This is a genomic window from Rhodococcus sp. IC4_135, assembly GCF_011602025.1.
Taxonomy (GTDB): domain Bacteria; phylum Actinomycetota; class Actinomycetes; order Mycobacteriales; family Mycobacteriaceae; genus Rhodococcus_F; species Rhodococcus_F baikonurensis.
This window is the reverse complement of the sequence record NZ_JAAOLG010000003.1, coordinates 1-18,762: the sequence shown is the minus strand read 5'-3', so window position 1 is coordinate 18,762 and position 18,762 is coordinate 1. Positions and strand designations below refer to the sequence as shown.

20 protein-coding genes and 1 pseudogene are annotated in these 18,762 nt (G+C 62.0%); 12 read left to right on the top strand and 9 right to left on the bottom strand.

Annotated features, from left to right (window positions below; genetic code table 11):
• Both G8767_RS08210 and G8767_RS08205 read right to left on the bottom strand, forming a co-directional pair.
• Positions 1–1,125, bottom strand: a complete 1,125-nt coding sequence (locus G8767_RS08210; RefSeq protein WP_240952047.1) for a GGDEF domain-containing protein — start codon at positions 1,123–1,125, stop codon at positions 1–3.
• A 287-nt stretch (positions 1,126–1,412) separates the two neighbouring features.
• Entirely contained in the window at positions 1,413–2,219 is an 807-nt protein-coding gene (locus G8767_RS08205) for an alpha/beta hydrolase (RefSeq protein WP_166809829.1), read from the bottom strand.
• Between the two features lie 75 nt (positions 2,220–2,294).
• Here G8767_RS08205 and G8767_RS08200 point away from each other — a divergent pair, with 75 nt between their 5' ends.
• Entirely contained in the window at positions 2,295–3,056 is a 762-nt protein-coding gene (locus G8767_RS08200; protein ID WP_095972831.1) for a DUF2127 domain-containing protein, read from the top strand.
• Here G8767_RS08200 and G8767_RS08195 read toward each other — a convergent pair.
• Entirely contained in the window at positions 3,040–4,179 is a 1,140-nt protein-coding gene (locus G8767_RS08195; RefSeq protein WP_166809828.1) for a cation:proton antiporter, read from the bottom strand. The two genes, G8767_RS08200 and G8767_RS08195, sit on opposite strands and share 17 nt — an antisense overlap.
• A gap of 7 nt (positions 4,180–4,186) precedes the next feature.
• Positions 4,187–4,648, bottom strand: coding sequence for a hypothetical protein (locus G8767_RS08190; RefSeq protein WP_240952043.1), 462 nt, complete (start codon positions 4,646–4,648; stop codon positions 4,187–4,189).
• Between the two features lie 149 nt (positions 4,649–4,797).
• On the opposite strand from G8767_RS08190, the gene G8767_RS08185 reads away from it, so the two are divergent.
• Entirely contained in the window at positions 4,798–5,244 is a 447-nt protein-coding gene (locus G8767_RS08185) for a cupredoxin domain-containing protein (protein WP_124568070.1), read from the top strand.
• 97 nt (positions 5,245–5,341) lie between these two features.
• On the top strand, positions 5,342–7,117 hold the full coding sequence (locus G8767_RS08180) for a CocE/NonD family hydrolase (protein WP_346842964.1): 1,776 nt from the start codon (positions 5,342–5,344) through the stop codon (positions 7,115–7,117).
• A gap of 18 nt (positions 7,118–7,135) precedes the next feature.
• On the opposite strand, the gene paaI is transcribed toward G8767_RS08180, so the two are convergent.
• From paaI to G8767_RS08160, 4 genes are all read right to left on the bottom strand, one after another.
• Positions 7,136–7,504 (bottom strand): hydroxyphenylacetyl-CoA thioesterase PaaI, encoded by a 369-nt coding sequence (paaI, locus tag G8767_RS08175; protein WP_166810072.1) that lies wholly within the window; start codon positions 7,502–7,504, stop codon positions 7,136–7,138.
• A gap of 64 nt (positions 7,505–7,568) precedes the next feature.
• Entirely contained in the window at positions 7,569–7,880 is a 312-nt protein-coding gene (locus G8767_RS08170) for an EthD family reductase (protein ID WP_095972826.1), read from the bottom strand.
• A 6-nt stretch (positions 7,881–7,886) separates the two neighbouring features.
• Positions 7,887–9,929, bottom strand: a complete 2,043-nt coding sequence (paaZ, locus tag G8767_RS08165; protein ID WP_166809826.1) for a phenylacetic acid degradation bifunctional protein PaaZ — start codon at positions 9,927–9,929, stop codon at positions 7,887–7,889.
• Positions 9,930–10,017: 88 nt separating this feature from the next.
• Positions 10,018–10,629: a TetR/AcrR family transcriptional regulator gene (locus G8767_RS08160; RefSeq protein WP_124568073.1), complete on the bottom strand. Its 612-nt coding sequence runs from the start codon at positions 10,627–10,629 to the stop codon at positions 10,018–10,020.
• Positions 10,630–10,736: 107 nt separating this feature from the next.
• On the opposite strand from G8767_RS08160, the gene G8767_RS08155 reads away from it, so the two are divergent.
• The 9 genes from G8767_RS08155 (at position 10,737) to paaK (ending at position 18,389) form a co-directional block, all read left to right on the top strand.
• Positions 10,737–11,465, top strand: a complete 729-nt coding sequence (locus tag G8767_RS08155; protein WP_124568074.1) for an enoyl-CoA hydratase/isomerase family protein — start codon at positions 10,737–10,739, stop codon at positions 11,463–11,465.
• Complete coding sequence (locus G8767_RS08150; protein WP_166809825.1) at positions 11,462–12,319, top strand: 3-hydroxyacyl-CoA dehydrogenase family protein; 858 nt, start codon at positions 11,462–11,464, stop codon at positions 12,317–12,319. Before G8767_RS08155 ends, G8767_RS08150 begins: the two co-directional genes overlap by 4 nt.
• Before the next feature lie 27 nt (positions 12,320–12,346).
• Entirely contained in the window at positions 12,347–13,132 is a 786-nt protein-coding gene (locus G8767_RS08145) for an enoyl-CoA hydratase-related protein (RefSeq protein ID WP_124568076.1), read from the top strand.
• Between the two features lie 92 nt (positions 13,133–13,224).
• Positions 13,225–14,193 carry a 1,2-phenylacetyl-CoA epoxidase subunit PaaA gene (paaA, locus tag G8767_RS08140; protein WP_095972822.1) on the top strand — a complete coding sequence of 323 codons (969 nt, stop codon included), beginning with the start codon at positions 13,225–13,227 and terminating at the stop codon, positions 14,191–14,193.
• The gene (gene paaB / locus G8767_RS08135) at positions 14,190–14,507 is read left to right on the top strand and encodes a 1,2-phenylacetyl-CoA epoxidase subunit PaaB (protein WP_166809824.1); all 318 of its coding nucleotides are present in this window, start codon (positions 14,190–14,192) and stop codon (positions 14,505–14,507) included. The genes paaA and paaB overlap by 4 nt, the downstream gene beginning before the upstream one ends.
• 28 nt (positions 14,508–14,535) lie before the next feature.
• Positions 14,536–15,453, top strand: coding sequence for a 1,2-phenylacetyl-CoA epoxidase subunit PaaC (paaC, locus tag G8767_RS08130; protein WP_166809823.1), 918 nt, complete (start codon positions 14,536–14,538; stop codon positions 15,451–15,453).
• A gap of 50 nt (positions 15,454–15,503) precedes the next feature.
• The gene (paaD, locus tag G8767_RS08125) at positions 15,504–15,962 is read left to right on the top strand and encodes a 1,2-phenylacetyl-CoA epoxidase subunit PaaD (RefSeq protein ID WP_124568160.1); all 459 of its coding nucleotides are present in this window, start codon (positions 15,504–15,506) and stop codon (positions 15,960–15,962) included.
• A 4-nt stretch (positions 15,963–15,966) separates the two neighbouring features.
• Entirely contained in the window at positions 15,967–17,046 is a 1,080-nt protein-coding gene (paaE, locus tag G8767_RS08120; RefSeq protein ID WP_166809822.1) for a 1,2-phenylacetyl-CoA epoxidase subunit PaaE, read from the top strand.
• A gap of 41 nt (positions 17,047–17,087) precedes the next feature.
• A complete protein-coding gene (gene paaK / locus G8767_RS08115) occupies positions 17,088–18,389 on the top strand; it encodes a phenylacetate--CoA ligase PaaK (RefSeq protein ID WP_166809821.1) in 1,302 nt (433 codons plus the stop codon).
• A gap of 2 nt (positions 18,390–18,391) precedes the next feature.
• On the opposite strand, the pseudogene G8767_RS08110 reads toward paaK, so the two are convergent.
• A pseudogene (locus G8767_RS08110) lies at positions 18,392–18,649 on the bottom strand (LysE family translocator); the annotation flags it as partial.
• Positions 18,650–18,762: the final 113 nt, after the last annotated feature.

The following is an 18,762-nucleotide window of genomic DNA, read 5'->3' as shown; positions in this document are numbered from 1 at the left end:
TCAGATCTGAGCCGAGCGGATCGTATTACCGCCTGCCGCTTTCGCTTGATACATCATCGAATCCGCGACGTTCGTCGCTGCCAGGATCGCGGAAGTACCGCCGCTCCACGCCTTCGATTCGGCGGTCATCATCACCGCTCCTACGCTCACCGTTGTTGGGATGGCATCGGAACAATCCGACAGCGCCGCGTTAATCCCTTCGATCAACAGGGTCGTCGACACGGTATCGCCGGAAATGACGGCCAGATATTCTTCTCCGCCCGTGCGAGCGATGACTCCGCGTTCGCCGAGATGTGTGCTCAATCGGTTCGCTGTTCTTCTGATGACATGATCGCCTTCGGCGTGGCCGTGAAGATCATTCACCGTCTTGAATTTGTCGATATCGACGACGATGAAAGCGAGAGACGAAGAATCGTCTCGGGCGCTCTCGAAGAGATCGCCGACCGCGCCTTCGAGTCCGCGACGGTTGAACAGCCCGGTAAGAGGATCACGATCCGAATATTGGGCATCACGGTACAGAGTGCGCCAAGTCAGGTGCGCAAAAATGGGAACAAGGGTGACAGCTCCGAAAAGAACTGTGCCCCGGGCGAGAAGCGTCGTGATATCGACTTCGCCTTGAAAGTAGGCAAGAACAAATACAACTGTCGTGACAGTCGTCGACCAGACGACATGAGCGACAAGCCATCGTGCGCTGACAAACAGCGTCGCAAAGGTTCCGGTGACCGCGAAAACGATGCAACCGAACGTCCCGGACGAGCGATCCGGCACCAGGAGGACTGCGGCCGCGATCCCGAGATCTGCGAATATTCCGAATGCGAGCAGGCCCCGGCGTCCGGGAAACGGTTGTGTGAACCAACATGCGGCGATTGCCACACACATGCAGATCATGAAAACCGAAAGTGCTTTGCCGGGTGTCGTCGGCGGTGTATCCGGCCCGATCAATTTGTAGAACGCGGACAGCCCGAAGATGACTGTCATCAATCCGAGCAAGGTTCGGAAGATCGGAATGATTGCTCGTCCGGATCTCTGGTGCTTTATCCACTCGTAGTCGTGCGGTTCGTTGAACCATTCGTGAAGTGTTTGCCAAGAACTGTGCCCTTCGGAGGCGATGACAGGGCTCGGCATGCTGTCCATTTTGCCTTGAATCTAGGTAAAGAGAAAATCTGTGTTCGGCCTGGTTCGACCGGTTCGATCTTTTTCGGGGAAGAGGTTCTCTAATTGAGTCGAGCGCTTACTCGATGCTTGTTTCGAGCGTTGTCGGCACTGCTTTGCTTGTTGGCTGAGATAGTCACGAGCTATCCGACTTTTCGAGTACAAGACCTTTTCATGCACTAGGTGACGAGGATGACGCCCAGCACGACCAGAGTGGGCGAAATTTGGATGGGACGGATAGCCGGATCTCAGAATTCCTGTTATGTCGCGAAATTGCCGAGGAATCGTCGCAACAGTGGGTTGTACACCTCAGGGGCTTGCCAGAACGCTGCATGTCCGACTCCGGGGATGAGATGATACGTGCCCTCCCACAGGTTCGCGAAGGTCAACGACGCGACATACGAAGTGTTCACGAACGGGTCCTCGGCGCCGTCGATCACCGCGAGCGGCACCGACTCCGTTGCAACCAAAGCCTTCTGATCGGATTCGCGGCCCGCGCCGAATGCGTCGAACATGATCTTGCGAGCGCGCCCGTCCGTGCGTATCGCGGCGTCGAGGGCAGACTGCTCGAAGGGAACGGCGGTCATCCGTGCGTAGAGTTCGGCTTCCTGCGCGGTGATGACCTCGGTACCGCCGATGGACAAACCGTCGCCGGCATTGAATGCGTCGCCGAGCGTCTCGGGATTTGCCGGCGGTGTACCGGTGACGACGATTCCGGTGAGCCCGGGGAACTTCGCGATCAACTCGAGTGCGATGTGTCCACCGAGAGACCACCCGACGACAACCGCTCGCTCGACGCCGAGTTCGGCCAGAACATCGACGATGGCGTCGGCGTAACCGTTCTGCGTGTACGCGGCTTCGGGATCTCTCGCGTCCTCGGAGTCGCCGTGACCGAGTAGGTCCAGAGTGATCATGCGGTAGTCGCCGGCCCAGTCGGCGTCGACCTGATGACGGAAGATGGAGCGGCTGGCCGAGTTTCCGTGGATGAAGACAACCGGGAAACCGTCGGTGGCACTGTCGTCGACTGCCATGACGCCATGCCGGGTTTCGATCTTGGTAGTTGTCATCGGAATCCTCGTCGTTCGAAGTGCACGGTCAGCGGGTATCCACGCTACCGGGCATTTGCGGCATAGAGTTCACCCGTGGACTTCGCATTGCGCTCGTGCAGTTGGCATGGTCACGAGACCTACGCTCCGGACGAACCTGAGCTGCGGGATCGACTACAGGTGGACACTGCGGTTGGCCAGGCATGGCGGTGCCTACGTTGCGGCAACTTCGTCCCGGGAGCGCCGCAAGCGTCCGGGCCGGCGGACGCCGCCCCCGAGGTTCCGCGGGGACGGCTGCTTCGCGACCGATTGATCATGCGACTTCTTGCCACCGAGAGAATGTTCCGCGCTCTGGGGTTGGTTCTTCTGGCGATCGGCGTGTTCAAACTCAGATCGTCGAAGGGGCGCGTCGAGGACGCCTTCGAGAACGAATTGCCGTTGATCAGACCACTGGCCCGTCAGCTGGGGTGGAACATCGACGACTCGAAACTGGTCCATCACATCGAGCAGGCCTTCTCCTTGTCCGCGACGACGCTCACCTGGATCGCGGTCGGTCTGTTGGTTTACGCCGGCCTTCAAGTAATCGAGGCCGTCGGGCTGTGGATGGTCAAACGCTGGGGCGAGTACTTCGCGGTGGTGGCGACCAGCTTGTTCCTGCCCCTCGAAATCTACGAATTGACCGAGAAGATCACGTGGTTGAGGGCCGGGCTGCTGCTGGTGAACATCGCTGCCGTCGTGTGGCTGATCTGGAGCAAGCGGCTATTCGGTGTCCGCGGCGGCGGTGCGGCATATCACGCCGAACATTCGGAGGAGAGCTTGCTGACGGTGGAGCGGGCGGCGGTCAAACAGGCTTCGTGAGACCGGCTTTCGACGCGGCAGCACCGGCCAGCGTTGCTGCCCCGATCGTGATCATCGCGCCGAGGAGGATGGCTGCGGGCTCACCGTCGCCCATCACCCCCAATTGAGTGCCCACCGTCACTGCGGCAACCGGTACACCCAGTTGTGCGGCGGACAGCACGCCGAGAGGTAGCGGGAGACCGAGGACGCGTATCGCGGCGTGAACCACGAGAGTTGCTCCGCCCAAGACCAATCCGAGCCAGATGGCGGACGGATGAGTCACGAGGTCGCGCAGATTGATCGCCGCTCCCAGCCAGACGAAGAAGAGGGGCGCGAAGAAGCCGTCGGTGATCGCGAAGAGTTGTTTGGCGAGGCGGCGGGGTTCACCGATCGCGGCCAGGACCAGTCCGAAGGCGAAGCCGGCGAGCATGATCGACACGTGAGTGCTCGAGGCCAGCGCCGCCAGCGAGAACAGGATCACCAGATTGATGCGGAGTTCGAGTGCGAACTTTCGTTTCTCGGAGAATTTGTGGAGCTTTCGCCAATGTCCGGAACGGTGGAAGGCCCGCAGCACGAAGAACAGGGCAACTGCAGACACCGCCACCGCCAGTGCGCCGATACCGGCACGAGGGGCATTGTCCGGATCGATCACCAACGGCAGCGCGACAATGCAGACGGTGTCCGCGATCGCGACCTGGGCAGTCATCTGCAGGACCGAGGTTCCACCGAGCGCCAGCGAATCGACGATAGGGAGAATCAACGCCGCGGATGACGACGCGATCAGGACCGCGTACAGCGCAGCGTGACCGGTACCGAATGCAGTCGCCGCACCGTAGCCGGCAACAACCGACAGGAGTCCGACCACAACCGAGCGAGAGGCACCCTTACCTATTGCCGCACGAACTGCCGGATCGCGGACCGGGACGTGCGAGCCGGCCACCATCATCGTGAGCGCGAACCCGATATCGGCCAGGAACCTGAAAGTCTGGTCGGACGAGTCGAGTAGCCCGAAACCGGTGACACCGAAGACGACGCCCGCGGCAAGCTCGCCGACCACCACAGGGACATGCCAGCTGACACGAGCGCCGAGCAGCGGACCGAGGATTCCGGCCAGTGCGACGAGGGCAAGTATGCCGAAGGTCATCGACGACCTACGACGTCACTGTCGAGGGAGCGATCTTTGCCGGGATGCCGGTGTTCTCGTCCACGTGGTAGCTCGCACAGACCCGGTGGTAGCCGTCGGCGATCTGGGCCGGTACTCCGGCGCGGAAGTCTCCCTGCACCAGCAGGATCGGTGACAGTGCGATCCCCTTGCGGATCTTCTTCAGATCGGCAGCAACGTGCGGGTTGTCGACCGGGAGCAGGGGTAACCCGGCAGCACGCAGAATGTCCTTGGCTTTCTTCGAGACCAGCGTCGCCGTCTTGAGCGCGTAGACGAGAGCTTGGACCTGGACCGGTGTCGCGCCCAACTGCAGGTAATCGCGGGCCGCCGGGTAGTCGTGCTCGTCCGGCAGGTCCTTCCAGAGAACGGCAGGAGCCTTCTCGGTTACCTTCGGCTGGGCTGTCTTCGGAGCCTTCGGCTGGGCCGCCTCAGACGTTTTGATCTTGGCCATCTGTGCTGTTTCCTTCAGTGTCGGTCCGCGAGTGGAGCTGGTGCAGAAATCGTGCACTATCAGCGCCGCAGGCACCACATCGGAGCTGTTTGGGCCTTTAGGCGGCGGGTAATCAGCAGACTGCGGGGGAACGAGCAGGAGGCGAAGCAATGAAGCGGATTCTCGCGGTGCTCGCAGCGCTGATCCTGGCGGTGTTCGCACTGACCGCGTGCAGTGACAACAGTGATTCGTCGGACAACGATTCGGCAGATCACGACGGCATGGCAATGACCAGTATGTCGATGCCGAGCAAGCCGACCAGTATGTCGATGCCGAGCATGCCTCTGGGTATGTCGACGCCGGGAGCGTCGTCGATGGGAATCGTGATCAGCGGCTTCGAATATTCGACGCCGGAGTCGGTGATGCCCGGACAGGTACTGACCATTCAGAACAACGACACCGTCGAGCACTCGGTCACGTCCGATACCGCAGGGCTGTTCAACGAGGACATCGAAGCTGGTGAGACGGAAACCATCACGGTGCCGAACGAGCCGGGAACGTACACGTTCCACTGCACCTACCACCCGAGCATGCGCGGCACCTTGACGGTCAAGTAGACGTCGACCGGGCCTGGCCTGGCTTTCGCTCAAATAATTTCGGCGGCACGCATCCGATTGAACTGGTAGAGAACAGATCCGGGTGTACGGTTTCCAGGTGCGCCGGAGAACAGCGATCAGTGTCGTCACGCTCGTGGTTTGTGCCCTCGGCTTTTCGCCGCCGGCGCTCGCGGATTCACCGAACGGCTCGTATTCTTCACAGCTGCTGTATTTCTCGGTCGACGTGGGGCCGGATCTTTCGACACCGTGCACCGTGGTCGGTGAGCTCTTCGTTCCCGACGGCGTCGATGCGCACAACCCCGCGCCCGCGATCCTGACCACGAACGGGTTCGGCGGTTCGTACAAGGATCAGATTCCGGCTCTGCAGAACTTCGCCGAGAACGGGTATGTCGGACTGACGTATTCGGGATTGGGTTTCGGCGGCACGAGTTGCAAGATCACACTCGACTCTCCCGCGTACGACGGCGTCGCCGCTTCTCAGTTGGTCAGCTTCCTCGGCGGCCAAGAGGGGATTGCCTACACGGATCAGGCTCTGACGCAGCCCTATCCGGCGCTCACCGCGGTGGTTCAGGACTCCGTCGACCACTCGGGTGCACCGTCGACGAACGACCCGCGGGTCGGAATGACGGGTGGCTCCTACGGCGGCGGGATTCAATTCGCCGCCGCGAGTGTCGATCCCCGTATCGACACGATCATCCCCATGATCACCTGGAACGATCTCTCGTATTCTCTGGCGCCCAACAGCACGGGAATCATCTCCGGTGTGTCGACAGCGGAGCCGGGAGCTGCGAAGGTGCTCTTTGCATCGCTGCTCTTCGGCGCGGGCATCGCGAATCCCGGTGTGGACGGCTACATCGCAGATCCCGCACGGCTACCCGGCTGCCCGAACTACGTCCCTTACATGTGCAACGCGATCGCCGAGGCGGTGGTGACCGGCGACATCGGACCGCAGGTAGTGAGTGAGCTCCGAGCGTCGTCGGTCTCGTCGTTCGTCGACCGGATCAACATTCCAGTACTGCTTGCTCAGGGACAACAGGACACCCTGTTCGATCTGAACGAGGCAACCGCGACTTACGACGCGCTGAAGGATCGTGGCGTCGATGCCAAGATGATCTGGCATTCGTGGGGGCACAGCCATTTGGCCGCTGCGCCGGGCGAATTCAGCTTCTCCGCACCCGACGAGGATGCCCAGTACGAAACCGGTCGTTTCATGGATTGGTTCGACCACTACCTCAAGGACGAGAACACGGAGACCGGACCGGAATTCGCGTACTTCCGTAACTGGATCGACTACGAGGGAAACGCGGCACCGGCCTACGCTACGTCCGATACTGTCGATGTCGGAACCGCCCGCGGCTTCCAGCTGTCCGCTGACGGGGGACTGCTGCCGGACGGCGCGCCGGTTGTGCCCGGCTCGAAGACGATTGTCACCGCACCGGGTGGGCTGCCGACGGGAGTCGAGCCGCTCAACATCAATCCGGCCGGGAATATTCCGAATGCACAGATTCCGGGAACCGAGGCTCTGTGGACCACTGCGCCGATGACCGAGGCGATGGACGTGGTGGGAGCTCCCACTGTGACGCTGCGTGTTGCGGCGCCCGGACAGCCGGTGGTGTTCGCGAAACTCTACGACGTGGCCCCGGACGGAACTTCCTCGCTGATCAACGGGCTGATTGCGCCCATACGTATCAGTGATCCGTCCCAACCGGTCCCGGTGACGATGCCGGCGATAGTGCATCGATTCGAGCCAGGACATTCCGTGCGTCTCGCGATCACCGGTGGTGACATCAGTTTCCGTGGGGGACTGCAAGGTATGCCGGTGACGATCTTTGCCGACGGTTCCGGCCCCCTCGAACTTCCCGTCGTGAGCTGAAACACCGTGGGCTGAACTTCAGCGGGTGATGGTTCGGCTGTCGCCGCGGAACTCGGCGACGACGACACCGCCACTGCGAACGGTCACGTCGTAGATCCCGCTTCGGCCCCCTCGCGCCTTCTCGGTGGCGATCGCGGTCAAGGTGTCGCCCAGACGGGTCGGACGTAGAAATCGGATGTCCGCGCGCGCTGCAACGGCTGAATCCTCGTAGCCGTTGCAGGCGAGCGCAAACGCGGTGTCCGCGAGCAGGAAAACATAGCCGCCATGTGTGATTCCGTGACCGTTCACCATGGTCTCGCCGACAGTGACGGTCACGGTTGCGCTACCGGGCGCCAGCTCGGAAATCTCGATACCGAGTGCCTGCGACGCCTGGTCCGCGTCGAACATCTCTCTGGCGGTGATGCTTCCTGTACTCACGAGACAACTCCTGTGTTATCGGAGATTGCAGGGTCTAGAGGACCGAGACAACTTCCTGGACATACATGTCGACCGTGCCGGTGGCAAAGTTCGCGACATCTTTTCCAGCGGCGCCCATCTCCGGGGACTTCAGGCCGCGCTGCATCGTCTCGAGATCGGGAAACACCAGGTTGGCGACGGCGTAGAAGACTGGATCGGAGCCGTCCAGCGTGGAGCACTTGCTGAACGTGAAGTCCGACAACCCTGGCACCGCGCTGGCGAGCGGGACGTGGATCTCGTTGTAGTACTTGTCGAAAGCCTCCGGGTCGGTGGGGCGTCCGTAACACACTGCTACTCGATAGGTCATGTGCTTTCAATTCCCTTCGGGGCGAGTCTTGGCTACCAGAGTCAGTACGTCGTATGTCGCGACCGGATCGTTGTCCTGGTTCGTCACCACGGCATCCCAACGAACCTCACCGTAGTCGGCGCTGCTGCGAGGTGTGATGGTCTTGGCTGTGAGGGTGACCGTCAGGCTGTCTTCGGCTTTCACCGGAGTCAGGAACCTGAGGCTGTCCACGCCGAAGTTCGCGAGAACCGGGCCGGGGGCCGGGTCGACGAACAGGCCCGCAGCGAGTGAGACAACCAGATAGCCGTGTGCGACGATGCCGCCGAACAGTGGATTCGCCGCTGCCGCCACCGGATCGGTGTGTGCGTAGAAGGTGTCACCGGTGAACTCTGCAAAATGATCGATGTCTGCGAGTGTGACCTGGCGCGGACCGCCGACAACAGTGTCGCCGATCTTCAACTCTGCGAGACTCTTTCGGAATGGGTGCTCGGATCCGGTAGTGCGCTGTGACCCGGTGAACCAGCGCTCGCCGACCGCGGTGAGCACGTCGGGTGTGCCCTGTACGGCGGTGCGCTGCATGTGATGCAGAACTCCGCGGATGCCACCCAACTCCTCACCGCCGCCGGCGCGACCGGGACCGCCGTGGACGAGAACTGGAAGGGGAGAGCCGTGGCCGGTTGATTCCTTGGCGTCGTCGCGGTTGAGGACGAGCACTCGACCGTGAAAAGCTGCGAGGCCCAGTACCAATCGACGTGCTGTATCGGTGTCGGCAGTGACCACCGAGGCGACGAGGCTTCCCTCGCCACGGGCCGCAAGTTCGATCGCATGATCGATGCCGTCGTAACCGATGACGGTACTGACGGGCCCGAATGCTTCCACCTCGTGTACCTCGAGCGCGTTGTCCTCGGCCCGGAGGAGAATCGGTGAAAGAAAGGCACCGGACCGAGCGTCGGCGCCGACCACGTCGACGTTGTCCGGATCTCCGAACACGATTTTTGCCGACTTCGTCAGGCCGCGAATGGATTTCAAGACTTCGTCACGCTGTTCGAGGCTGGCGAGCGCTCCCATCGTGACGCCGTCGGCATCGGGGTGTCCCACGACCACTTTGTTCAGTCGCTCGGTTGCGGCGTCGACAACGGCGTCGACCAGCGAGTCCGGGACCAGGGCGCGCCGGATAGCGGTGCATTTCTGTCCCGCCTTGACCGTCATTTCGGTGACGAGTTGTTTGACGTACAAGTCGAATTCGGGCGTTCCTGGTACGGCGTCCTCGCCGAGGATCGACGCGTTGAGTGAATCGGCCTCGGCATTGAAATGGACGCCCTTGCCGACGACGTTCGGGTGGGCACGCAGCGTTGCGGCGGTGTCGGCGGATCCGGTGAAGGCCACCGAATCCTGTCCGTCGAGGTGATCGAGGAGTTTACGTGCACTACCGGAAAGCAGCTGGACGGAACCCTCCGGGAGCAAGCCTGATTCGATGATGCGCCGGAAGACGAGTTCGGTGAGATACGCCGTGGAACTGGCAGGTTTGACGATGGACGGGACACCCGCGATGAAGGCCGGTGCCAGTTTCTCCAAAAATCCCCAAACCGGGAAGTTGAACGCGTTGATCTGCACGGCGACGCCACGACGTGATGAATAGATGTGTTGCCCGAGGAAAGTTCCGCCCTTGCCGAGAGGCTCGACGTTTCCGTCCAGAAAGACTGTGCTGTCGGGTAATTCGCGCCGAGCCTTGCTCGCGTAACTCAGCAGGGTTCCGAATCCGCCGTCTATGTCCACCCCGGAATCTCGCGTCGTCGCCCCGGTGGCAGTGGAGAGTGTGTAGAACTCGGCTTTTCCTGCCATCAACGTGAGGGCGAGGGCCTTGAGCGCGCCGGCACGTTCGTGGAAGGTCATCGCAGACAGTGCAGGCCCGCCGACCTCGCGTGCGTACGTAACCATCTCGGCGAGGTCGACGCCGGTTGCGGAGATCCGGGCCACCTCCGATCCGTCCACTGCGCTGGGCAACGGGGTACCTGCGTCCGGTGCGGCGTACCACTGACCGGCTACATAGCTTTCCAACAGTCTGCTCACGACAACTCCATCTCACCGTACGTTCGGTCGGTAATTACGATCGCTCGGTGACGCCGCGTTGTCAAGGATTCGGCAGAACTGCCTGGAATCAGGCCCTGCGAAGTCCGTCGAAAGTGACGGCGACGACCGCGTCGGCAATGTCGGAGACGGACTCACCCGCTCGGGGTTTGTACCACTCGATCAGTGAGTTGACGGTGCCGAACATCAGCTTGCTGGCGAGGGCTGGTTCGATGTCCGGGCGCAAGTCTCCCTCCGCTGCGGCGGACGAGACGAGGCCTCCGACGAAGTTGTCGAATTCGCGTCGACGGGCGAGTGCAGCACGCTCGACCGTCGTGTTGCCACGGACGCGCAGGAGCAGGGTGACGTACGGAAGCTCTGCGACCAGCACCTCTACACTGCGCCGGACCAGGTATTCGAGCCGGTCGATGTACGGACCGGTGGTGGCGCCTTCTTCGGTCGTGACCGCGAACAGGGCGTTGAGTGCACGCGAAAGTGCGAGTTCGAGAAGTTCTGACTTTCCGGACACGTGGTGGTAGATCGAGGACTTCGTGATGCCGAGTTTCTTGGCAAGCACCTCCATGCTGGCGCCGTCGTAGCCCTTGTCGTTGAACACCTTGACGGCTACGGCGAGGAGTGAATCGAGGTCGTAGCCGGGACGTCCGGGGAGGCCGGTGCGTCGAGTGGGGCGTGCCGTAGTCATGTCCCCATCTTCTCAGTTCGGGCAAAGCTGTGCACCATCCTCGTCTCCACCCTTGCCAAACGACCGAATGTTCGGTTACTAATGGAGGAGAGTGAGAAGGAGTGAATGTGAACACCCTGCACGTGGACGAGCGCGAGGATCGCGTCGTGGTCACCCTCGACAGGCCCGCGCAACGCAACGCGATCAACGCGCAAATGATCGACGAACTGCATCAGGTTTGTGGACGCCTCGAACGGGATCCGAAGCTGCTCCTGCTTGCCGGGCGAGGAGACCACTTCGCGGGCGGCGCTGACATCGCGGAGCTCCGAGAGCGCGGACGAGACGAAGCGTTCGCGGGTATCAACCGCACGCTGTTCGACCGCATCGGAAAGCTCCCGCTGCCCACCGTCGCCGCAGTGAGCGGCTACGCGCTCGGTGGCGGGGCGGAGTTGACGTACGCCTGCGACATTCGCATCGCGACCACGACGGCGGTCTTCGGTAATCCCGAGCCCAATCTCGGGATAATGGCAGCCGCGGGTGCGAGCTATCGGCTGCCGAAGCTCGTCGGCGTCTCGATCGCGAAGCAAGTGCTCCTCGGTGCCAGGAACCTCGACGCCGAGCAGGCGCTACGAGCAGGTCTGGTTGTCGAGGTGACCGAACCGAACTGCCACGTCGACGCAGCGCATCGGCTGCTCGACCGTATTTCCCGACTGTCCCCGCTGGCACTGCGATTGACCAAGATCATCGTCGACGCGCCGGGATCGCATCCGTTTGCCGACGACATCGCCCAAGCCGTCCTGTTCGAGAGTTCGGACAAGCACGATCGCATGACGGCTTTCCTGGAGAAGAAATCATGACTGAATCAGTTGCACCGAAGGCCGTCGGAGTTATCGGCGGTGGACGCATGGGTGCAGGTATCGCCCAGGTGTTCGCCGCTCTGGGCGGGGCGGTCACCATCGCGGAGAGCGGCGACGCCGAGGCCGCGTTACAGCGTGTTTCCACCGGCCTCGACCGCGCCCACGAACGAGGGAAACTCGGCGACCAGGACCCCGCGACGGTCCTCGCGCGCGTGAGCGTCGTAGGCGCAGTGAGCTCCCTACCCCCGTCGCTCGGCCTGATCGTCGAGGCGGTCCCGGAAATCGCGGCCCTCAAGGTCGAGGTTCTCGCGGCTGCCGAAACCGTTGCCGGAGAACGCACCGTGATCGCCAGCAATACCAGTTCCATGTCGATCGCCGAACTCGGTGCAGCGCTGACGGATCCGAGCCGGTTCATCGGTATGCACTTCTTCAATCCAGTCCCGGCGTCGCTGTTGGTCGAGATCGTCCGGGCGCCTCAGACCCGCCCCGAGGTTGTCGACTCGGTACGAGCATGGGTGTCGATGCTCGGCAAAGCCGAGGTTCTCGTCAACGACTCACCCGGTTTTGCGACCAGCCGGCTTGGCGTCGGTCTCGGGCTCGAAGCCATCCGAATGCTCGAAGAAGGTGTGGCGGATGCGGAATCGATCGACCGGGCCATGGAATTGGGGTACCGGCATCCGATGGGGCCGCTGCGTTCGACGGATCTGGTCGGGTTGGATGTGCGCCTGGCTATCGCCGAACACCTCGCGAGCACTCTCGGTGATCGATTTACTCCTCCTGCACTGCTGCGAGAGAAGGTCGCCCGCGGAGAGTTGGGGCGCAAGACAGGACAGGGTTTTCACACATGGAGCTGAACCGAACTGCCCGCGAAAGGAACATCGATGACTGACGTGATCCGCTTGGAGATCGAGCGCGGTTTGGCGACAATCACTCTCGACCGGCCCAAGGCCGCCAATGCCGTCAACGGCGAAATGAAGTCTCAGCTGCTCGAGGCGTTGCTGCAGGTCCACGCGGACGCAGACGTTCGAGCGGTGTTGATTCTCGCCGAAGGCAAGAACTTCTGCGTCGGTCAGGATCTGGGCGAGCACGCGGCAGCGTTGGATGCCGATCCGGCGCACGCGATGGACACCGTCGCCGCGCACTACAACCCCATTGTGACGGCGCTGTCGACGCTGTCGGTCCCGGTGGTGGTGGGTATCGGCGGCGCCTGTGTCGGGGCGGGGTTGGGAATCGCGTTGGCCGGAGACATCCGTGTCGTGGGTGCTCGCGCGAGCTTTGCGACGGCATTCACCGGCATCGGTCTGGCCAGTGACTCGGGGCTCAGTCATGCGCTCGTGCACGCGCTCGGACCTAGCCGTGCCAGTGGCCTGATGTTGCTCGGCGACAGGTTCGACGCGCAGAGCGCACTGGAGTGGGGATTGGTTCATCGAGTGGTGGCCGACGAGGATGTCGCAGCTGAGGCTCGGGTACTCGCCCGCCGACTTGCCGACGGACCCACCGCGGCCTTCGCCCACGTGAAATCGCTGATCCGTGCAGTTGCTCCTGGGCTTTCCCAGGCACTGGATGCCGAGGCGAACGCGCAGGTGGAGCTGGGTTCCACGGCAGATCATCGAGGCGCAGTCATGGCTTTCCTGTCGAAGCAGAAGCCGGTCTTCGAGGGCCGCTGATTTCTGTTCCGTCGAAAGATTCTCTTGTGCGCCGGGACACCGCGGTGCATACTAGTTACCAACCGATCATTCGGTAATAAAAGGTAGGTACGATGACCAACGTGGAAGCTCCACAAGACCTGCAGAACCTGTTCGACGAGACGATCGCGGCGGACCAGCGCATCGAGCCTCGCGACTGGATGCCGGACGGCTACCGCAAGACGCTGATTCGTCAGGTTGCCCAGCATGCGCACTCCGAGATCATCGGAATGCAGCCAGAGGGAAACTGGCTCACCCGTGCACCTTCGTTGCGACGCAAGGCGATTCTCATGGCGAAGGTCCAGGACGAGGCGGGGCACGGTTTGTATCTCTACTCCGCGGCCGAGACCCTCGGTGCCGACCGCGGCGATCTGACCACCAAACTGATCGAGGGAAAGCAGAAGTACTCCTCGATCTTCAACTACCCGACGCTGACCTACGCCGACGTGGGAGTGATCGGTTGGCTGGTCGACGGAGCCGCTATCTGCAATCAGGTTCCGCTGTGCCGCAGCTCCTTCGGGCCGTATGCACGCGCGATGATCCGTGTATGCAAGGAGGAGTCCTTCCATCAGCGGCAGGGTTTCGAGTTGCTGGCGACGATGATGCGCGGCACGGAAGCCCAACGTGCGATGGTGCAGGAAGCCGTCAACCGATGGTGGTGGCCTGCTCTGATGATGTTCGGACCGCCGGACGACGAGTCGCCGAACACCGAACAGTCGATGAAGTGGCGCATCAAGCGGCACACGAACGACGAACTGCGGCAGCGATTTGTGGACATGTCGATACCGCAGGCCGAGGTACTGGGTGTGACCTTCCCTGATCCCGACCTGCGCTGGAACCCTGAGCGTGGCGCTCACGATTTCGGCGAGCCGGACTGGAGCGAATTCATGGATGTGGTCCGCGGTAACGGGGCGGCGAGCGTCGAGCGGATCACCAATCGGAAAGCCGCACACGACAACGGGGCCTGGGTCCGTGACGCCGCCTACGCCTTTGCACAGCGCGAGAGACTCGCGCACGATCGCACGACTGGGGAAACAGCATGAGCGAGAACGATCAGGTACATGGCGATCAGGTACGGGGCGAATGGCCTTTGTACGAGGTATTTCTGAGGGGAAAGCGCGGACTGAACCATGTCCATGTCGGATCACTGCGCGCGGCAGACGACCAGATGGCCCTACGCCACGCGCGTGACGTCTACACCAGACGTAACGAAGGCGTGAGCATCTGGGTCGTACCGTCCGCGAACATCGTGGCTTCGAGTCCGGCAGAAAAGGATCCGTTCTTCGCGCCGAGCGGCGACAAGGTCTACCGGCACCCGACCTTCTACGACATCCCGGACTCCGTTCCCCACATGTGAGAATCACTTCGACTTCGAGGACCAACAGATGAACGATCACGACAGTGCCTACGACGGCCTGGTCGACGGTGACGGCCACGGTCAGTGGGCGTTCGGAACCAGCTTCGACGACCCCCTCGCCGGAGTCGACACCACGGTGCCAGGCGACGTCGATCTCGGAGCCCTGGCGCGCTACTGCCTCATGCTCGGTGACGACGCGCTCGTCAGTTCGCAGCGACTCGCCGAATGGTCCACGCGAGCACCGGAACTCGAAGAAGAGGTAGCTCTCGCGAACGTCGGCCTGGATCTGATCGGGCAGGCCAGGCTGCTGCTTGCGCGCGCGGCAGCAGCCGATTCCACCGTGGTTCCGTTCATCTCGGATACGTCACCGGTGCCGGCCGAAGATGCGCTCGCCTTCTTTCGTGATCAGTTCGGTTTCCGCAACGTGAGACTGGTGGAGCTCGCCAACGGCGACTTCGCACACACGGTCGTTCGGCTACTCGTGTTCTCGACCTGGCGGCTGGCGCTGTTCGATCGGCTCCGCACATCGCGGGATCCGGTTCTCGCTGCTGTGGCGAACAAAGGTGTCAAGGAACTGACCTATCACCGCGACTACGCGGCGAGATGGGTCGTCACCTTGGGGGCCGGCACGGCAGAATCAAAGCGCCGTACAGCCGCAGCCCTGCTCGAGATCTTCCCGTTCGTGGACGAACTCTTTGTTCCCACCCAGGACGAACTCGTTTTGGCAGAAGTTGGCGTCGGAGTGGATCCGCGTACTGTTCGGCCGGAGTTCGACGCTGTTCTTGCCCAGGTCCTCCATGCGGCCGAAATGGAAGAGCCCCCTGCACGTTTCTCCGGTTTCGTCGGCGGCCGCGGTGGACGTGCTGGATTGCATACCGGGGCACTGGGACTGCTTCTCGCCGAAATGCAGAGCGTCGCTCGGGAGCACCCTGAAGGGGTGTGGTGACCGTGGCTGCCACCACCGTCTCTTCCGCGCAGGAGATCGTCGCCTCGGTGATGGATCCGGAGATGCCGTTGCTTACACTGGCCGACCTCGGCGTCATCCGATCGGTCGACGTCGAAGCGAACTTCGTATGTGTGACAATCACTCCCACCTATTCCGGGTGTCCAGCGATGGCGACGATGCGAGACGACATCGAGCACAAGCTGAACGATGCGGGGTACGGCAGCGTCCAGATCAAGACTCAACTGTCGCCGCCTTGGAGTTCGGATTGGATCAGCGAAGAAGGGCTCGCGAAACTTCGGACGGCTGGGTACTCGGTGCCGGGGGCAGCGCCGCGCCGCGCCTCGGGGCCGATCGCATTGACCTTGACGGCCAAGCCCCGCGACATCCTCTGCCCCCAGTGCGGTTCGGCAAACACCAGACTGAGTTCGGAATTCGGTGCGACCCTGTGCAAAGCGCTGTATCGCTGCCTCGACTGCCTCGAGCCGTTCGATCACGTGAAGGAGATCTGAACAGATGAGTACCGCAACGACGAACCGGAACAAACCCTTTCACCCGTTGACGGTCGCCGGTGTCGAGTCACTGTGCGACGACGCAGTTGCCGTCACCTTCGACGTGCCTGCCGATATCGCCGATCAATTCGACTTCGGCGCCGGGCAGTCACTGACACTGCGGCGGATGATCGACGGCGTCGAACACCGTCGTTCCTACTCGATCTGTGCACCGGTAGGGGCGTCTCCACGGGTGGGTGTTCGCGAAGTAGCAGACGGACTCTTCTCCACCTGGTTGGTGCGCGACGTCAAGGCCGGGGATCAAATCGACGTCCAAGGCCCTTCGGGCAATTTCGTCGCCGATCCGGCATCGGGTGGACGGCACGTTCTGATCGCGGCGGGCTCTGGCATCACCCCCATGCTTTCCATCGCTGCAACACTTTTGGCGAACCCCGAGGCCGATGTCACCCTGCTGTACGGGAACAGGCGTACTCGTTCGGTGATGTTCGCCGAAGAAATCGCCGACCTGAAGGACCGGTACGGTGCGCGCCTGGACGTCATTCACGTTCTCTCACGCGAGCCGAGAGAGGTCGAGTTGTTCTCGGGCCGTCTCGACGCCGGCCGGTTGCGTGAGATCTTCACCTCTCTCGTACCGTGCGACCAAGTCGACGGCTTCTGGCTCTGTGGTCCCTTCGGGATGGTCAACGACGCCCAGGAAGTGCTGGCCGGCTTGGGAATTGCCAAGGATCGCATCCATCACGAGCTGTTCTACGTCGACGACGTCGCTCCGCCGGTCGCAGTGCATCGTGAGCGCGGAATTGTCGGACCGAGCAGCGAGGTGACTATTACTCTCGACAGTCGATCGACCACAGCGACGTTGCCACGCGACCAGTCGATTCTCGATGCGGCGGAACAGTACCGCTCGGATCTGCCCTTCGCCTGCAAGGGCGGAGTGTGCGGAACGTGCCGCGCCAAGGTCACCTGCGGTGATGTGGAGATGCGCAGGAACTACGCACTCGAAGACTACGAAGTCGACGCGGGTTTCGTGCTGACCTGCCAGACCTTTCCTGTCGGTGACCAGATAACAGTCGATTTCGACGCCTGACCGCCCGCACAGCGCCCTCACTGAGCCCACCGGAGACAATCATGACCGAACTCGCCACTGCTACTTCGCAAGAAATCGAATTTGCCGGCCGGGACCGCATTTCGACGCTCCAACTGGAGCGGATGCAATGGTCCCTGATGCACGCGTACACCAATGTTCCGCACTACCGCAAAGCTTTCGACGACGCCGGCATCCACCCGAGCGACTTGAAGGATCTGAGCGATCTCGCGAAGTTCCCCTTCACCACCAAAGCGGATCTGCGCGAGAACTATCCGTTCAAGATGTTCGCGGTGCCCCAGGACAAGGTCTCGCGAATTCACGCGTCCTCGGGGACGACCGGGCGCCCGACGGTGGTGGGGTACACGAGCAACGACCTGAACAACTGGGCCGATCTCATCGCGCGCAGTCTCTCGGCCGGCGGCGTGCGGTCGTCGGACAAAGTTCACGTGGCTTACGGGTACGGCCTGTTCACCGGTGGGTTGGGAGCACACTACGGTGCTGAACGCTTGGGCTGCACGGTCATTCCCATGTCCGGTGGCATGACCGAGCGGCAGATTCAGCTGATCGAGGACTTCGAGCCCGATGCCATCATGGTGACTCCGTCGTACATGTTGACCATCGTGGATGCGATGATCAAGAGGGGGATCGATCCCTCGAAGACCTCGCTGAGGGTGGGAGTTTTCGGAGCGGAACCGTGGACCGAACAGATGCGGACCGAGTTGGAACAGCAACTCGACATGCATGCGGTGGACATCTACGGACTCTCCGAGATCATGGGCCCGGGTGTTGCAATGGAATGTGTGGAAACCAAAGACGGACTCCATATCTGGGAAGACCACTTCTATCCGGAGATCATCGATCCGGTCACGGGCGAGGTGCTCCCGGACGGTGAGGAAGGGGAGCTGGTTTTCACCTCGCTCACCAAGGAGGCGCTGCCCATCATTCGCTATCGCACCAGGGACCTGACCCGTCTGTTGCCCGGTACGGCGCGCACGATGCGACGGATGCAGAAGGTGACCGGCCGGACCGACGACATGATCATCCTGCGTGGGGTCAATCTGTTCCCCACGCAGATCGAAGAACTGATCCTGACCGTCCCCGCCCTGGCGCCTCAATTCCAGTGTGTGCTGGAGCGTCCGGGCCGAATGGACACCCTGACGGTGCGCGTCGAGGCTCGCCCCGATGCGGCATTTTCGGACCATGCGGCGGCCTCGTCTGCATTGCAGAAGCTGGTGAAGAACAAGATCGGTGTCACGGTCGAGGTGAACGTTCTCGAACCCGGCGGACTCGAACGCTCGATCGGTAAAGCGCGTCGTCTGATCGACCAACGTCCGAAGGACTGAAACTACTCCAGGGCCATGCGGGTGGCGAAGATTCCGAGAATGCCACCAGCTAGCCACTTCTGAGCCCGCATCCACACCGGACGTGCCATCAGGAAAGCCGATACGGCTGCCGCACAGCACACGATCAACGCGTTGACGGTGACTGCTACCAGGATCTGCACGCCGCCGAGTACGAGTGCCTGTTGCCAGACCGGACCCGCAGCGGGATCGACGAACTGGGGGATCAGTGCCGCGTACATCAGAGCGATCTTGGGATTGAGGAAGGTTCGCTGACACCCCCGTCATCATCAGGTGACGGGGATTTTCCTGTGTCTAGCCATTCGTAGCTAACTCCGGTAGCCATCGCCCACGCCATTTTCTGGCCTCGCTTGGG

Bases quoted from the DNA above. Each gene is read 5' to 3' on its own strand.
- G8767_RS08210 (WP_240952047.1), bottom strand. From the start codon at position 1,125: ATGCCGAGCCCTGTCATCGCCTCCGAAGGGCACAGTTCTTGGCAAACA.
- G8767_RS08205 (WP_166809829.1), bottom strand. From the start codon at position 2,219: ATGACAACTACCAAGATCGAAACCCGGCATGGCGTCATGGCAGTCGAC.
- G8767_RS08195 (WP_166809828.1), bottom strand. From the start codon at position 4,179: ATGACCTTCGGCATACTTGCCCTCGTCGCACTGGCCGGAATCCTCGGT.
- G8767_RS08190 (WP_240952043.1), bottom strand. From the start codon at position 4,648: ATGGCCAAGATCAAAACGTCTGAGGCGGCCCAGCCGAAGGCTCCGAAG.
- G8767_RS08185 (WP_124568070.1), top strand. From the start codon at position 4,798: ATGAAGCGGATTCTCGCGGTGCTCGCAGCGCTGATCCTGGCGGTGTTC.
- paaI (WP_166810072.1), bottom strand. From the start codon at position 7,504: ATGTTCGACGCGGACCAGGCGTCGCAGGCACTCGGTATCGAGATTTCC.
- G8767_RS08170 (WP_095972826.1), bottom strand. From the start codon at position 7,880: ATGACCTATCGAGTAGCAGTGTGTTACGGACGCCCCACCGACCCGGAG.
- G8767_RS08160 (WP_124568073.1), bottom strand. From the start codon at position 10,629: ATGACTACGGCACGCCCCACTCGACGCACCGGCCTCCCCGGACGTCCC.
- G8767_RS08150 (WP_166809825.1), top strand. From the start codon at position 11,462: ATGACTGAATCAGTTGCACCGAAGGCCGTCGGAGTTATCGGCGGTGGA.
- G8767_RS08145 (WP_124568076.1), top strand. From the start codon at position 12,347: ATGACTGACGTGATCCGCTTGGAGATCGAGCGCGGTTTGGCGACAATC.
- paaA (WP_095972822.1), top strand. From the start codon at position 13,225: ATGACCAACGTGGAAGCTCCACAAGACCTGCAGAACCTGTTCGACGAG.
- paaB (WP_166809824.1), top strand. From the start codon at position 14,190: ATGAGCGAGAACGATCAGGTACATGGCGATCAGGTACGGGGCGAATGG.
- paaC (WP_166809823.1), top strand. From the start codon at position 14,536: ATGAACGATCACGACAGTGCCTACGACGGCCTGGTCGACGGTGACGGC.
- paaD (WP_124568160.1), top strand. From the start codon at position 15,504: ATGGATCCGGAGATGCCGTTGCTTACACTGGCCGACCTCGGCGTCATC.
- paaE (WP_166809822.1), top strand. From the start codon at position 15,967: ATGAGTACCGCAACGACGAACCGGAACAAACCCTTTCACCCGTTGACG.
- paaK (WP_166809821.1), top strand. From the start codon at position 17,088: ATGACCGAACTCGCCACTGCTACTTCGCAAGAAATCGAATTTGCCGGC.